This is a genomic window from Agrobacterium sp. CNPSo 3708 (genome assembly GCF_028674915.1).
Classification (GTDB): Bacteria; Pseudomonadota; Alphaproteobacteria; order Rhizobiales; family Rhizobiaceae; genus Agrobacterium; species Agrobacterium cavarae.
The window spans coordinates 218,696-234,521 of sequence record NZ_JAQZSF010000006.1 but is presented as its reverse complement, the minus strand read 5'-3'; the positions used below and the strand labels follow the sequence as shown (position 1 = coordinate 234,521).

Genomic DNA, 15,826 nt, shown 5'->3' with positions numbered 1-15,826 from the left:
CATTGTCCCACTTGAACCTCAATTACGGTGACACGATGGCAAATTTGCCACACACATACAACCTTCCTCTATATAGTGAACAGACAACTAACAAGAGGTTTATGAAGGGTAAGCGAATATCCTTGCTCAGGGGTTAACAAAAATCCGAACGCCTAATTTAGGCTTTAACCCTCATCGTCACGCCGCGTCATGCATCGGATTATCGGGATCAATGCCATAATCCTTCAACTTGCGGTAGAGCGTGGAGCGTCCGATACCCAGTTTTCGCGCCACCTGGCTCATCTGTCCGCGGTAGAATCGCAGTGCGAACCGGATCAGCTCCTCTTCGATTTCGGCGATGGTGCGCACATTGCCGGTCTCATCGGTACTGGCAATCAGACTGCCGCTGGGAAAAACGCCATCATTCTCCACGTCTGCCTCCTCGCTTGCAGTCCCATGCGTACCCGGTGCTTCAGATGCCTTGACCTCCACCAGCGAAGGCGCGGTTCCCACCACGGACCGATCCGCGGCGTGTGCGCCTGCCTCTCGCGCATCGCCTTCGAAGCCTGGAACCTGAGCGGCGATCTGGACGAAATCGCTTGGTGCCAGCTCACGGCCCTGCGCCAGCACGGCTGCGCGGAAGACGGCATTTTCCAACTGGCGGATGTTGCCCGGCCAGTCATAGGCGGTCAGCAGCGCAAGTGCTGCGGCACTGACGCCGACCGACTGCGGTAATTTCTGCTCAAGCGAGAACCGCTCGGCAAAGGTGCGCGCCAGGAAGGGAATGTCTTCCTTGCGGCGGCGCAGTGCCGGAATGGTGATGGGGAAGACATTGAGGCGGTAATAAAGGTCTTCGCGGAAGCGGCCTTCCTTCACCTCTTCGATCAGGTTCTTCGCCGTGGCGGAAATCAGCCGCACATTGACCTTGCGGCCCCTGGACGATCCGGCGGCTTCGATCTCTCCGCTTTGCGCTGCCCGAAGAAGCTTCACCTGCACCTCGAGCGGCAGATCGCCAAGCTCATCAATAAACAGCGTGCCGCCATCGGCTTCCAGGAACTTGGCCTGCTGGCGCTCGCCGGCGCCGTCACCGCCCTCTGCCGCATCACCGCCAAATAGTGCGCTCTCGATCAGTTCAGGCGCAATCGCGCTGCAGTTCAAAATGACGAAGGGCTTCGTCGCCCGGTCGCTGCCCGCATGGATGGCGCGCGCAATCATCTCCTTGCCGACCCCCGCCTCACCTTCCAGCACCACGGGAATGGTGGAGTGGCTGGCGCGTTTTGCCAGATCCACCACGCGTGTCATCGCAGGACTGGCCGAAACGATATCGGCAAGCCCAACCGGCTGATGGCGCGCGCGCCGCAGGGAGCGCCCCTTTGGATCGTCGGATTTCAGCGCACCGGCAATCGCCGTGCCAAGGCGTTCAGGCGAAACCGGCTTGACGACGAAATCGAAAGCGCCCGCCCGCATGGCTTCCACAACCGCATCGATACCGCCCTGCCCGGTCTGAACCACAACGGGAACGTCCATGCCGAGATCGTGAACCGCCTCAATGAAGGAAAGACCGTCAAGCCCGCGCATCGCCAGATCGATGACGACGACACCGATCTCGGACCCGCGTGTTTTCAAAAGCCCAAGGCCCGCCTTGCCGCTCTCGGCCAACAGGCACGCATGTCCATTCTGCTCCACGGCCTGTTTCAGCACACGGCGCTGGACGGGATCATCTTCGACAATGAGAACGTGAACGGTCATTTCGAGCTCCGGTTTCCGGTTTATGAACCTGCCTCATGCAGGCTCTTTGGCTCGACTTTGCCACGCAAGACTTCAACATCGGGTTGTGAGAATTGCTTGCATTTTAAGCATTGCCACAGGAAACAAAGGCACCCATATGCTTCGATGCGAAGACAAAAAGGACGCGTTTCATGACCTTGACGACATCGACCCCCATGCCTGCCTTCTCTCCCGCCGAAAGCGAAAGCGCTGCTCTCGGCGACCTGCCGGTCTGGAAGCTCTCCGATCTTTACCCCTCGGTCGATTCCGCCGAATATAAGGGCGACCTGAAAAAGGCCGAGAGCGATGCCAAGGCATTCGAGACGAAATGGAAGGGCAAGCTTGAAGCTGCCGCCAGCCGTTCGGGCGATGAGGGCATCGGTGCGGCCCTGAAGGAATATGAAGCGCTGGACGACATTCTCGGCCGCATCGGTTCCTTTGCGGGCCTCACCTACTTTTCCGATACGTCGAACCCGGCCAATGGAAAGCTTTACGGCGATGCCCAGACCAAGCTCACCGATATTGCCTCGCACCTGCTGTTCTTCCCGCTGGAGCTGAACCGCATCGATGATGCGCTGATCGATGCCGCATTCGACAAGGATGCGCTTGCGGCGCACTACAAGCCCTGGCTGGTGGACCTGCGCAAGGATAAGCCGCATCAGCTGGATGACAGCCTGGAGCAGCTGTTCCTGGAAAAATCCATGACGAGTGCAGCCGCCTTCAACCGCCTCTTCGACGAGACGATGACCGACCTTCGCTTTGAGGTCGATGGCGAAAGCTTGGCCCTGGAGCCGACGCTCAACATGCTGCAGGAGCCGGACCCGGAAACCCGCCGCAAGGCGGCAGCCGCACTCAGCACCACCTTCAAAGACAATCTGCGCGTCTTCACGCTGATCACCAACACGCTGGCCAAGGACAAGGAAATCTCCGACCGCTGGCGCAAGTTCGAAGACATTGCCGACAGCCGCCATCTGGCAAACCGCGTCGAGCGCGAGGTGGTCGACGCTCTCGCGGCTGCGGTGCGCGAGGCCTATCCGCGTCTGTCACATCGCTATTACAAGATGAAGGCCAACTGGCTCGGCATGGAGCAGATGAACTACTGGGATCGCAACGCGCCGCTTCCAGATACGTCCAACGCCATCATCCCCTGGGGTGACGCAAAGGATATGGTGCTCTCCGCCTATGGCGCCTTTGCCCCGGAAATGGCCGATATCGCCCGCCGCTTCTTCGATGAGGAATGGATCGATGCGCCCGCCCGTCCCGGCAAGGCGCCGGGCGCCTTTGCCCATCCGACCGTACCTTCCGCCCATCCTTATGTTCTGGTCAATTATCTCGGCAAGCCGCGCGACGTCATGACGCTTGCCCATGAACTTGGCCACGGCGTGCACCAGGTTCTGGCCGGTGAGCAGGGTGCGCTGATGTGCGCCACGCCGCTCACCCTTGCCGAGACGGCCTCCGTCTTCGGGGAGATGCTGACCTTCCGCAAGCTTCTGGAAGCCACCACCGATCCGCGCGAGCGCAAGGCCATGCTGGCGCGCAAGGTGGAGGACATGATCAACACCGTCGTTCGCCAGATCGCCTTCTACGAATTCGAGCGCAAGGTGCACACCGCTCGCAAGGAGGGTGAACTGACCGCCGAACAGATCGGTGAATTGTGGCTGTCGGTGCAGGAAGAAAGCCTCGGGCCGGCGATCCGCATTTCGGAAGGTTACGAGACGTGGTGGACCTATATCCCGCACTTCATCCATTCACCCTTCTATGTTTACGCCTACGCCTTTGGCGACTGCCTGGTGAACTCGCTCTATGCCGTCTATCAGAATGCCGACGAGGGCTTCCAGGCGAAGTATTTCGAGCTTCTGAAGGCCGGTGGCACCAAGCATCATTCGGAGCTTCTGAAACCCTTCGGCCTTGATGCGACCGACCCCTCCTTCTGGAGCAAGGGTCTGTCGATGATCGAAGGGCTGATCGACGAGTTGGAAGCCCTCGACGCGCCGTCAAAATGAGACCGTGACAACAAAAATCGGCGACGCTCCCATTTCGGACAAGCTTCGCCGGTTCTTATATCCCGTCGGAACAGATGCAGAAGACGGACCAGGAGCATGAAGCGCAAGCCCGCTGACCTTACCTTGAGGGAAACATTGCGATGGGAGCCGCAAAGCGGCTTCCAGCGGCTGGAACAACATCTGCGCCGCCTGCTGCGGTCTGCCGATGCGCTGGGTTTTCGCCCGCCGAAAGATCCGGCCTCGGCACTCAAGACAACCGTGAACGGCGACGGCCCCATGAAGGTCGCCCTGGTGATGAACTACAAGGGTGAGCTGGAGATTGCCGCAGAGCCCTTTCAGCCGATTGCGCCAGAGGCCGTCTGGCGGCTGAAGATCGCTGAAAAGACCAGGCTCGATTCCAGCGACACATTCTACCGGCACAAATCCTCCCGGCGCGAACCCTATGACGCCGCGCGCGCTGAATTTTCGTCCAAGGAGGCCGACGAGGTCCTGCTTCTCAACGAGCGCGGCGAAATCTGCGAAGGCTCCGCCACCAGCCTTTTCGTCGAAGGCCCGGACGGCCAATTGCTGACCCCACCGCTCGACAGCGGCATTCTGCCGGGTGTTTTGCGCGCCGATCTTATCCGCGAGCGCAAGGCGCGCGGACAGGCGCTGAAGCCCGAAGATCTGCAAGGCAGGAAGATTTTTGTCGGCAACTCGCTGCATGGGCTGGTGCCGGCCGAACTGGTTTGATCCAGTTTCAGTTGACGATCCATTCCAGCCGGGCGCGGCCATTCTGCTTGGCGAGATAGAGCGCCCGATCGGCGCGGTGGTAGAGTTCGTTGCTGCCCTCACCCGCCTTGTAGAGCGCAATGCCGGCCGAGCAGCTATAGGAAAATTCGGGATGGTCGGCGAAGGGCCGTGACTCTGCCGCTTTTTCCAGAATGCGTCCGACGATCGAGGCGCATTCCTCCAGCCCCGTCCGTGGCATCACGAGCATGAACTCTTCGCCGCCGACACGGCCGAAATAATCCGGCCGGCGAATGGTCGAATGGGCAAGCTTGACGAAGTCGCGCAGCACCGCGTCGCCACCTTGATGACCGAAGCGGTCGTTGACCCCCTTGAACAGATCGATATCGATGATGGAAACGCCGAACGGGGGCTCGATGTCCTTGTCGACATTTTCGGCGTGAGCTGCCAGGCGAGCGAAAACGAAACGGCGATTGGAGGTTCCGGTCAACTCATCGGTCTGCGCGGCGCGCAGCGCAAGGTCGCGATCCTGCCGCAGGCTTCGCTGGTTCTGGCGAAGTGCTGTGATGTCGGTGCCGACGCACAGCATCCAGCCATCCGTTTCCACCGTTTCCGTCATCCAGATCCAGCGCCCGTCATGCATGTCGAGTTCAAGCCCGCGAAAGGCCTGCTTACCGCGCCGCGATTGAGCGGAAAGAAGCCAGGCCTCGAAATCCCTCGTATTGATAATTAGGCCCTGACGGTTCTGATAGTTCAAACGGATGATCTCGGCCCAGGTGGGAAAGCTGTCTTCGGAAAGATGGAAGGCTTCGCGAAAGGCCCGGTTGGCATAGCGAACACGGTCTTCCGTATCGTAGAGCGCGATAAGAACAGGCGTTACGTCTTGCAACGCCGCCACGCGCTCCAGAAGACCGCCGATATAAGACTGCTCATCATGACGGAACATTCGTCACCTGAAATCCGGCCAGCGTCCCTCATGGCCGCTTATTTAGCAGACAATTATATCGGCTCGTGTCAAAATTGCGATTGCGAGAAAGGATGCATCATTCTCGATAGTAAAGACAGAATGAAGACGTGCTTCATATTCGCGTCATGTGGTTGTACTTTATTGATACGAATGGATAATCTGGTTTTAGACCATAGTTTACGAAGGGAATTGAAATGACGGAAGCTGCATACCCGATCTACGGGGAGATCAACGGCCCCATCATCATGATCGGTTTCGGCTCCATCGGCCGTGGCACGCTTCCGCTGATCGAAAGGCACTTTACCTTCGACCGGACGAAACTCGTGGTCATCGATCCGCGCGAGGACATCGCCGATGATCTGGCCGAGAAAGGCATTCGCCACATCCGCACCCATCTGACCAAGGATAATTACAAGGACGTGATGACGCCGCTCGTCGAAGGCGGCAAGGGCGGGTTCTGCGTCAACCTGTCGGTGGATGCGTCCTCCGTCGACCTGATGAAGCTCTGCCGCAAGCATGACGTGCTCTATATCGACACCGTCGTCGAGCCGTGGCCGGGCTTTTACTTCGACGACAAGGCCGACAATTCCGCCCGCACCAATTACCGGCTGCGCCAGACCATGCTGAAAGCCAAGGAAAAACATTCCGGCGGCACGACGGCCATTTCCACCTGCGGCGCCAATCCCGGCATGGTCTCCTGGTTCGTCAAGCAGGCGCTCGTCAATCTGGCGAGTGATATGGGCGTCGATATCGAGGAGCCGAATACCGGCGACCGTGAAGGCTGGGCAAAGCTGATGCAGACCCTTGGCGTCAAGGGCGTGCATGTGGCCGAGCGCGACACGCAGCGCGCCCGCGAACCCAAACCCTTCGGCACCTTCTGGAACACCTGGTCGGTGGAAGGCTTCATCGCCGAAGGCTTGCAGCCCGCCGAGCTTGGTTGGGGCAGCCACGAAACGTGGAAGCCGAAAAACGCCAGGAAGCACAAGAAGGGATCGAAGGCCGCCATCTATCTGGAGCAGCCCGGTGCTGATACCCGCGTGCGCACATGGTGCCCAACGCATGGCGCGCAATATGGCCTGCTCGTCACCCACAACGAGGCGATCTCGATTGCCGACTATTTCACCGTGCGCGACGAGGATGACAAGGTCGCCTTCCGCCCCACCTGCCACTATGCCTACCACCCCTGCAACGACGCGGTTCTGTCTCTCTATGAGATGTTCGGCAATGGCGGACAGGCGCAAGCCGTGCAGCATGTGTTGACGGAGGACGAACTGGTCGATGGCGCCGATGAACTCGGCGTGCTCCTCTACGGCCATGAGAAGAACGCCTACTGGTATGGCTCGCGCCTGACGCTCGAACAGGCACGCAAGCTTGCCCCCAACCAGAATGCCACCGGTCTGCAGGTCAGTTCCGCGGTTCTGGCCGGCATGGTCTGGGCGCTGGAAAATCCGGACGTCGGCATCGTCGAGGCTGACGAGATGGATTATCGCCGCTGCCTCGAAATCCAGAAGCCCTATCTCGGCCCGGTGGAAGGCCATTACACCGACTGGACGCCGCTGGACGGTCGTCCCGGCTTCTTCCCGGACGATATCGACAAGGACGACCCCTGGCAGTTCCGCAACATTCTGGTGCGCTGAGCCCTGATGGAAAGGAAGGCGCTCAGGCGAAACCTGAGCGCGTCCCACTGCGCATTGATGCAGTTTTGCCACGCTTGCGGTTTTGTCGTGCGATGCCGGAACCGGTGTGTATCGCCTGTCGTTCGCTTGCAATAAACCGGAACTCGCGCCATGGTCATTAACCATTGGCTGAAGAATCGCAGGAGAAAAGAATAATGTATTTCAAGACAAGTGTTGCCTTGCTGTTGGCTGCAGTTGCCGTTTCTTCCTGTGCTCCAGCCTCAAGCCCCATGCGGCCCATGCCGTCGATTTCGCAGCGCCCCGCAGTGGATGGCCGCTGGATCGACCGTAACGGCATCGTCTCCACGTTCCAGAACGGATCCTTCTCCACCCGTTCCTCCGACACCAACACGCTTCTGGCATCCGGAACCTACGTGGCGATCTCCCCCACCCTTTACGAGATCAACATGACCTCGCTGGTGCGCAACACCCAGTCGCGCGTCAATTGCGCCCTGATTTCTCCCGGTCAGTTGAACTGCACGACGGACACCAACAGCCAGTTCACTCTGACCCGCCAGGGCTGAGCCGAAAGGCCCCACCCCAATAAAGAGCGATCTCTTATTCAACGCGCGCGTGTAGCGCGCGTTTTTTATTGTCTCTCCACCACAAGAATTCTACTTGCGGCAGATGCTTCAAGATGGAAACATGCCTTCGAATGGCTGTCACAGTCTTGCATTAGCTGTGAATGTGGACGGTCTGAAACGAAAAGCACGACATCAACAGGAGAGAGACTGATGAACAGGATTTTGAGATTTAGCCTGATGACCGCGTCCGTGGTCGCGCTTTCGGCGGGTGCAGCACTTGCCGATTATCAACTCAACATCCTGCATATCAACGATCTTCATTCCCGCATCGAGCCGATCAACAAATATGATTCCACCTGCTCGGCTGCCGAGACGGAGAAGAAAGAATGCTTTGGCGGCATCGCCCGGGTGAAGGGTGCGATCGATGCGCGTCGCGCCGAGCTTGGACCGAACGCCAATATTCTGGTTCTCGATGCCGGCGATCAGTTTCAGGGCTCGCTCTTCTATACGCAGTACAAGAGCGGACCGGTCGCCGAATTCATGAACGGCATCGGCTTCGACGCCATGGCAATCGGCAACCATGAATTCGATGACGGCCCGGCAGAACTTCTGAAGTTCATCAACGCCGCCAAGTTCCCGATCATTTCCGGCAACACCAAGATTGCCGACGGCTCGGAACTGAAGGACAAGTTCAAGGGCTATGTCGTCAAGGACATGGGCGGCCAGAAGGTCGGCGTGGTGTCCGTTCTCGCCACCGATACGGGCGAAACCTCCTCTCCGGGCGACAAGGTCTCCTTCGAGGATGAGGTCGCCTATCTCAAGGGCGCGGTGAAGGAACTGCAGGATCAGGGCGTCAACAAGATCGTGCTGCTCTCGCATGTCGGCTATGTACGCGACCAGGAAATCGCGAGAGAAGTGGATGGCATCGACGTGATCGTCGGCGGCCACAGCCACACGCTGCTCTCCAGCACTGACCCGAAGGCCGCCGGCCCTTATCCCACCATGGTCAAGAACCCATCGGGCGTCGATGTTCCGGTCGTCACCGCTTATGCCTATTCCAAATATCTCGGCGATCTCGCCGTCACCTTCGACGATAACGGCGTGGTAAAATCCGTCAGCGGCGCACCGAAGTTGCTCGACGCAGCCGTTGCCCAGGATGATGCCTACAACAAGCGCGTGGCAGAACTTGCCGCACCGCTGGAAGAGATGAAGAAGAAGGAAATTGGCGTCAGCGAAGCCCCGATCGACGGCTCGCGTGAGGTCTGCCGCGCCAAGGAATGCTCCATGGGCAACCTCGTTGCCGACGCGCTGCTTGACCGCGTGAAGGATCAGGGCATCACCATCGCCATCCAGAACGGTGGCGGTCTTCGCGCCTCCATCGATGCCGGCCCGGTCACCATGGGTGAAGTTCTGACGGTTCTGCCGTTCCAGAACTCCATCGCCACCTTCCAGATCAAGGGCGCCGACCTTCAGGCCGCGCTCGAAAATGGCGCAAGCCAGATCGAAGAAGGTGCGGGTCGCTTCGTCCAGGCGTCGGGCCTGAAATACACCTTCGACCGCTCCAAGCCTGCCGGAAGCCGCATTGTCTCCGTCGAAGTCAAGGAAGGCGACAACTTCGTCAAGCTCGACCCGGAAAAGACCTATGGCGTCGTGACCAACAACTATACCCGCACCGGCGGCGACGGCTTCAAGACCTTCGCCACCAACGCGATCAACCCCTATGACTTCGGACCGAGCCTGGAAGATGCGGTCGCCGCCTATATCGGCGCGCACAGCCCTTACAAGCCCTACACCGATGGCCGTATCGTAGACGCAACGCCTGCCGGTTACGTCGCCCCGCCAAAGCAGCCCGCCGCACCGGCACCGGCAGCACCCGCTCCGGCCACCACGGCTCAGGCTCCTGCTGCTCCTGCAACCCCGGCTCCCGCCACGCCAGCACCGGCAACGCCGGCACCGGCCACACCAGCGCCGTCTACCGCCGCACCTGCCGCTCCTTCCACAACAACGCCATCCGCACCGGCAGCCGCCACCGCGGCAGCAAAATACGTCGTCACCAAGGGCGACTCGCTGTGGAAGATCGCCGAGGAAAAATACGGCAAGGGCATCGACTGGAAGAAGATCGCCGAAGCCAACGAGCTGCGTCGTCCCAACCACATTGAGGTGGGCGAAGAGCTGACCATCCCGGCCAACTGATCTTTGGTTGATTGATGACAAGAGCCGGTTCGCATTGCGGGCCGGCTTTTGGTTTTCCACTCGTCCCCGGGCCGAGGGTGGACATGATCACCCGCAAGCCATTGAAAAGATGGATCCTCGGGTCGAGCCCGAGGATGACGGTCGAGAGGTTTTCGTCGTCCGAGATTCACAATGGACCATCCGCCGATCTTAGGACCTTTAACCGGATTGCCTGTTTCGCCGATCTTGCCAAGCGGGATACTACCCCTCCTGCGCGTCATCCTCGGGCTTGACCCGAGGATCTATCTCCTCACGGGCTTACGAGTGCCCGCGAGGAACAACGCCAAAGTCGCGGCCCTAGCAACGGGGCGTCAACCGCTCAATCGTCCCGCATCGCGCTGATATGCCACGCGCCCGTTCTCAGAAATCAATTCAGATCGAGGGAATGATAGTCTAAAGGTTGATCCACGTTGCGCGCGCGGACGTAGTCTTCCGCGATTCATGAGAGTTCAGGACAAGTTAATGGCCGCAGACATCACCACTTTCCCCGCAAGCCACCTGCCCAAGGACCATCCGAAGGTTTCCTTCGGCAAGGTCGGCGTTCTTCTCGTCAATCTCGGCACGCCCGATGGCACGGATTACAAATCCATGCGCCGCTACCTCGCGGAGTTCTTGAGCGACAAGCGCGTGATCGAATGGTCCCGTCTCTTCTGGTATCCGATCCTCTACGGCATCGTGCTGAACAAGCGCCCGCAAAAGGTCGGCAAGGCCTATGAGGAAATCTGGAACCACGAGAAGAACGAAAGCTACCTGCGCACCTATACCCGCAACCAGTCCGAGCTGATGGCAAAGGCGCTGACCGACCTGCCGAATGTGGTGGTCGATTGGGGCATGCGTTATGGCCAGCCCTCGATCGCCTCCAAGATCGATGCACTGAAGGCCGAGGGGTGCGAGAAGATCCTGCTCTTCCCGCTCTACCCGCAATATGCCGCCGCGACCACGGCCACCGTCAACGACAAGGCCTTCGAGCATCTGATGAAGATGCGCTGGCAGCCGGCACTTCGCACCGTGCCGCCCTATCACGACGACGAAACCTATATCGATGCGCTCGCCAGCTCGGTAAAGACCCATCTGGCAACGCTGGATTGGGAGCCGGAAAAGCTGATCGCGTCCTTCCACGGCATTCCGCAATCCTACTTCAGGAAGGGCGATCCCTATCACTGCCAGTGCATGAAGACCGGTCGCCTGCTGCGCGAAAAGCTGGGGCTGGACAAGGACCGCTTCCTCATCACCTTCCAGTCTCGCTTCGGACCGGAAGAGTGGTTGCAGCCCTATACCGACAAGACGGTGGAGAGGCTCGCAAGCGAAGGCGTCAAGCGCATTGCCGTGATGAACCCCGGCTTCGTTTCCGATTGTCTTGAGACTTTGGAAGAAATTGCCGGCGAAGCGGGCGAGAGCTTCCTCCACCATGGCGGCGAGAAGTTCACCCATATTCCTTGCCTCAACGACAGTGCGGATGGTATGCGGGTTCTCGAAAAAGTTGTGCGCAAGGAGTTGCAGGGCTGGGTCTGATCCCACCCGCTCTTTCGCCCGGTGATTGAACAGGAGAGCAGGAATGGACTTGAGCGGTTTCGATATTTTTGTCATTGCGGCGGTTGTTCTTGTCATCCTGACGCTGGTTGCCGGTATCAAGACCGTGCCGCAGGGATACCGCTATACGGTGGAGCGCTTCGGTCGCTACACCCGCACGCTGGAGCCCGGCCTCAACATCATCACCCCCTTCATCGAGCGGATCGGCGCACGCATGAATGTGATGGAGCAGGTGCTGGATATTCCGACCCAGGAAGTCATCACCAAGGACAATGCCAGCGTGTCGTCCGATGCGGTGGCCTTCTATCAGGTGCTGAACGCCGCCCAGGCCGCCTACCAGATCGCCAATCTGGAATTCGCCATCCAGAACCTGACCATGACCAATATTCGTTCCGTCATGGGCTCGATGGATCTCGACGAGCTTCTGTCCAACCGCGATGCGATCAATGACCGCCTGCTACGCGTCGTCGATGAAGCCGTCGGCCCCTGGGGAATCAAGGTCACGCGCATCGAAATCAAGGATATTGCGCCGCCGAAGGATCTGGTCACCTCCATGGCCCGCCAGATGAAGGCCGAGCGTGAGAAGCGCGCCCAGGTTCTGGAGGCCGAAGGTTCGCGTAACGCGCAGATCCTGCGTGCCGAAGGTGCCAAGCAATCGGCCATTCTGGAAGCCGAAGGCCAGCGCGAAGCCGCCTTCCGCGATGCCGAGGCGCGTGAACGTCTGGCAGAAGCCGAAGCCAATGCGACCCGCATGGTTTCGGAAGCGATTGCCGCCGGCGATATCCACGCCATCAACTACTTCATCGCCCAGAAATACACCGAGGCGCTGGCCGATATCGGCAAGGCGACCAATTCCAAGATCGTGCTGATGCCGATGGAAGCCTCCTCGCTGATCGGCTCGCTCGGCGGCATCGGCGCCATTGCCCGTGAGGTCTTCGGCAGGGACAATGACGGCACGACACCGCCGCCTGCTCCACGCGCCACGACAAGCCGTTCCTCCGTTCCGCCATCCAATCGCCCCAGCGGCCAGACGATCAACGTGACCGTGCCCAACCCTTTCGCCGGCCCGACGGACAAGTGACATGATCCAGAAACTCGTCGCCGATCTCGGTCCCTGGAGCTGGTGGCTGCTGGCGGCCATCCTGCTGGTAGCGGAACTGGCGGCCCCCGGCGTGTTCCTGATCTGGATTGGCGCGGCTGCCCTGGTGGTTGGCGCGCTGTCTCTGGCGCTGTGGGACATGGGCTTCTGGGGCTGGCAGATCCAGCTCCTGCTCTTTGCAGCACTTTCCGTCGTCTTCGCTATTGCCGGTCGCCGCTACTATGACCGCAGGCATGCGACAACCGACGAACCCTTCCTCAACCAGCGCGAGGCAAGCCTCATCGGCCGCACGGCCACCCTTCAGGAGCCGATCACCGAAGGCCGCGGCCGCATTCGTCTGGATGACACTTGGTGGCCCGTGCAAGGCACCGACCAGCCCGCCGGCACACGCGTGCGCATCGCCTCGGCCCATGGCCGCACCCTGACGGTGGAGAGGGCTGAGGGCTGACTCCGTTCAAGGCGTTAAGCCACCAGGGCGTTCTCGTGTCGACTGGAAACGCTCTCGGGCGATGACATGAGGCTGATGTTGGCCGATTTGTCGCCTTCGGCTGGCTCTATGCGCTGCAGACCTGCTCATCGCGGTCACGACGCAATTTGGCGATCGCCAATTTTCGAAAACGCGCGAAGGCTTCCAGATCATCGTTGAGCTTGACGCGGATGATCGCACCCTCATAAGCGTCGATCAGCTCAACAGCAGCCATTTGCGGATCGATACCCGCCCTCAACTCTCCAGCCTTCTCCGCCTCCTGGAGGACGCTTGCGATGCTGTTTTCCCAGGAACGGTAAGCCTCAGCGAGCTTCGCGCGCAGCATGGCACTTCGGCCTGAAATGGTCTGTCCCAAGACGCCAAGCAGACAACCGCCTGCTGGATGCTCCTCCTGGATCGTCCCTTCAAGCACCGCAAGATAGGCATCAAGACGTTCCAGAAAACTCAGCCTCTCATCGGCAAAGATGTCTTTGCGCCGCCCATCCCAAATCTCGGCGTAATGCTCGATGATCGCGCCGACGAAATCGTCCTTGCTTTTGAAGAAGTGATAGAAGGAGCCCTTGGGAACATCCACACTGGCAAGGATCGGCCCGATACCCACCCCCTCATAGCCATGCGCCATCAGGCGTTTCAGCCCTTCGCAAATAAGCTTGTGTCGTGTCGCATTCTCTCGTGCCATAACTAGACGACCGGTCTACTATCTGATTCACATTGAGGCATTAAGGGGTTTGTAGGTGGCCGATGTCAAATGAAACCATCATACCCAACACCCCTCGCGAAGGTCCTGCTGCACCTCAATGTCTGCATGCGCGCGAGGAAACCGCCGCGCCGTCAGGGGTGACGACCACCCGCGAGAAAACCGCACTCGGCATCATCCTGGTCTGCGGCTCCTACATGATGTACTCAATGCATTATGCCACTATGGCGTGGATGGGAGACCTGTTCGGCGTATGGCAGCTCATCTTCATCCGCAGCTTCGCGATGGTGCTTGGTGCCCTCGTGATAAAGCCTGCCGCGTGCCGGGAGGTCATCAAGAGCCCCTATAAGTGGGCGACGGCGCTGAGGGCACTGTTTCAAATCGCCTGCACCTTTTGTTTCTTCGCGGCGGCCAAGCTTATGCCGCTTGGACAGGTCACGACGCTTTACGCCACAGCCCCGCTGATCATCGTCGTCCTCTCCATACCGATCCTCGGCGAAAAGGTGGGAAGGGCAAGCTGGGCAGCGGTCGTCATGGGGATGATCGGCACGGTGATCGCCGCCAATCCAGCCGGTTCCCTCAACCTCGCGCCAACGCTCCTTGCTTTTGCTTCCGGCCTGTTCTGGGCCCTTACGGTTGTCTACACCCGCAAGGCTGCGACGAGGGAGAGCACGCAGGCGCAGTTGCTGACGACGGGTCTCGTCTTTTGTCTGGTCAGCGGCCTGCTGATGGACTGGACCATGCCAGCCAGCTGGTTCGAAATCGGCATGTGCGCGATCCTGGGGATAGAGATCGTGCTCGCGCAGCTGCTGTTCCTGGAAGGCTATCGTCTTGCGCCGGCGTCTCTGCTGGCGCCGTTGGAATATCAGAGCCTCATCTGGGTCAGCATTCTGGGCTTTCTGATATTTGGAGACGTGCCCACCCTCCAAACCGTGATGGGGGCAACGCTGATTGTCTCGGCGGGTCTCCTGCTCACCCTTTACGGCAACAGACGCAAGCCTGCGATGGCATGGATCAGGCCACGCCGATCCGAAGCAGATCGTGGAAGTGAACGAGGCCGATCGGCCGCTTGTCGGCGTCGATGACGATCAGCGAGCCGATATGGTGCTTCTCGAGCGTGGCGAGTGCCGCCGTTGCCAGAACCTCTTTCGTCACGGTCTTCGGCGTCCGGGTCATGATGTCGTCCACCGTCAGTTCCGCCAGATTGCGCGTCAGGTTGCGCGCCATGTCGCCCTCGGTGACGATGCCGCAAAGGCGGCCATCTTCATCGAGAACCGCCACGCAGCCGAAATGCTTCTGCGCCAGAACCCGGATCGCCTCGGCCATCGGGGTGCCCTGCGCCACCAGCGGCACGCGATCGCCGGTGTGCATGATGTCGCCGACGAGCGTCAGGCTGGCACCGAGCTTTCCGCCGGGATGAAACACGCGGAAATCGCCAGCGGTAAATTTGCGTGCTTCCAGAAGCGCAATCGCCAGCGCATCGCCAAGCGCCAGCTGCATCAAGGTGGATGTGGTCGGCGCCAGCCTGTGCGGGCAGGCTTCTTCCTCATCCGGCATCAGAAGGACGATATCGGAGGCTTTCGCCAATGATCCACCCTTGGCGCAGGTCAGTGCAATCAGCGGAATGGCAAAGCGGCGGGTGTAATTGATGATGCTGCGAAGCTCGGCACTTTCGCCGCCCTTGGAGATCGCCAGCACCACATCATTGCCGCCGATCATGCCAAGATCGCCATGATTGGCTTCCGCCGCATGCACGAAGAAGGCAGGCGTGCCGGTGGAGGCGAAGGTGGCCGCAAGCTTGGCACCGATATGGCCGCTTTTGCCAACACCGGTGATGATCAGCCGCCCGGTGATGTTGCCGATCACATCGACGGCTTCGGCAAAGGCGTCGCCAAGCTCTCCAGAAAGCGCAGTCTCCAGCGCCGCCAGCCCGTTCCGCTCAATCGAAACGGTTCTCAGCGCAGACTCGATGGCGTTGTTTTCGGTCAGGGCAGCAGATCTCGTGGTCATGGCGCGACTGTTACTATTTTCGCCTTTGCCTGTCTATTGGCGAAATCCGCTCCTACCCCTGATGGTGAGCCGAAAGAGGGCGCATAATCAACCAGATATTAACCATGCGATTTTACCTTTGGGTAA

Annotated in this window: 13 protein-coding genes; 9 read left to right on the top strand and 4 right to left on the bottom strand. The window is 59.7% G+C overall.

All coding sequences use genetic code 11. The annotated features are described in order from the left end of the window. Positions 1-177: 177 nt before the first annotated feature. A complete protein-coding gene (locus PVA19_RS14790; protein WP_274103122.1) occupies positions 178-1,728 on the bottom strand; it encodes a sigma-54-dependent transcriptional regulator in 1,551 nt (516 codons plus the stop codon). A 170-nt stretch (positions 1,729-1,898) separates the two neighbouring features. Here PVA19_RS14790 and PVA19_RS14785 point away from each other — a divergent pair, with 170 nt between their 5' ends. Next, positions 1,899-3,749, top strand: a complete 1,851-nt coding sequence (locus tag PVA19_RS14785; RefSeq protein ID WP_274103120.1) for a M3 family oligoendopeptidase — start codon at positions 1,899-1,901, stop codon at positions 3,747-3,749. 96 nt (positions 3,750-3,845) lie between these two features. After that, positions 3,846-4,481, top strand: a complete 636-nt coding sequence (locus PVA19_RS14780; RefSeq protein WP_274103119.1) for an aminotransferase class IV family protein — start codon at positions 3,846-3,848, stop codon at positions 4,479-4,481. 7 nt (positions 4,482-4,488) lie between these two features. Here the strand turns inward: PVA19_RS14780 and PVA19_RS14775 are convergent, their stop codons facing one another. Beyond that, entirely contained in the window at positions 4,489-5,397 is a 909-nt protein-coding gene (locus PVA19_RS14775; protein ID WP_111849683.1) for a sensor domain-containing diguanylate cyclase, read from the bottom strand. 242 nt (positions 5,398-5,639) lie between these two features. Here PVA19_RS14775 and PVA19_RS14770 point away from each other — a divergent pair, with 242 nt between their 5' ends. The 6 genes from PVA19_RS14770 (at position 5,640) to PVA19_RS14745 (ending at position 12,954) form a co-directional block, all read left to right on the top strand. Beyond that, the gene (locus PVA19_RS14770) at positions 5,640-7,082 is read left to right on the top strand and encodes a homospermidine synthase (RefSeq protein ID WP_274103118.1); all 1,443 of its coding nucleotides are present in this window, start codon (positions 5,640-5,642) and stop codon (positions 7,080-7,082) included. A 194-nt stretch (positions 7,083-7,276) separates the two neighbouring features. Further along, positions 7,277-7,645 (top strand): outer membrane lipoprotein Omp10, encoded by a 369-nt coding sequence (omp10, locus tag PVA19_RS14765; RefSeq protein WP_062439721.1) that lies wholly within the window; start codon positions 7,277-7,279, stop codon positions 7,643-7,645. A 210-nt stretch (positions 7,646-7,855) separates the two neighbouring features. Continuing rightward, complete coding sequence (locus tag PVA19_RS14760) at positions 7,856-9,838, top strand: 5'-nucleotidase C-terminal domain-containing protein (RefSeq protein WP_274103116.1); 1,983 nt, start codon at positions 7,856-7,858, stop codon at positions 9,836-9,838. A 501-nt stretch (positions 9,839-10,339) separates the two neighbouring features. After that, positions 10,340-11,389 carry a ferrochelatase gene (gene hemH, locus PVA19_RS14755; RefSeq protein WP_274103115.1) on the top strand — a complete coding sequence of 350 codons (1,050 nt, stop codon included), beginning with the start codon at positions 10,340-10,342 and terminating at the stop codon, positions 11,387-11,389. Positions 11,390-11,432: 43 nt separating this feature from the next. Further along, the gene (locus PVA19_RS14750; RefSeq protein WP_112953627.1) at positions 11,433-12,488 is read left to right on the top strand and encodes an SPFH domain-containing protein; all 1,056 of its coding nucleotides are present in this window, start codon (positions 11,433-11,435) and stop codon (positions 12,486-12,488) included. A 1-nt stretch (position 12,489) separates the two neighbouring features. Next, complete coding sequence (locus PVA19_RS14745) at positions 12,490-12,954, top strand: NfeD family protein (protein ID WP_274103113.1); 465 nt, start codon at positions 12,490-12,492, stop codon at positions 12,952-12,954. Positions 12,955-13,060: 106 nt separating this feature from the next. Here PVA19_RS14745 and PVA19_RS14740 read toward each other — a convergent pair whose 3' ends face one another. Then, a complete protein-coding gene (locus PVA19_RS14740) occupies positions 13,061-13,672 on the bottom strand; it encodes a TetR family transcriptional regulator C-terminal domain-containing protein (RefSeq protein ID WP_274103112.1) in 612 nt (203 codons plus the stop codon). A 62-nt stretch (positions 13,673-13,734) separates the two neighbouring features. On the opposite strand from PVA19_RS14740, the gene PVA19_RS14735 reads away from it, so the two are divergent. Beyond that, positions 13,735-14,775, top strand: coding sequence for a DMT family transporter (locus PVA19_RS14735; RefSeq protein WP_274103110.1), 1,041 nt, complete (start codon positions 13,735-13,737; stop codon positions 14,773-14,775). Here the strand turns inward: PVA19_RS14735 and PVA19_RS14730 are convergent. Further along, complete coding sequence (locus PVA19_RS14730) at positions 14,705-15,700, bottom strand: KpsF/GutQ family sugar-phosphate isomerase (protein WP_274103109.1); 996 nt, start codon at positions 15,698-15,700, stop codon at positions 14,705-14,707. The two genes, PVA19_RS14735 and PVA19_RS14730, sit on opposite strands and share 71 nt — an antisense overlap. Positions 15,701-15,826: the final 126 nt, after the last annotated feature.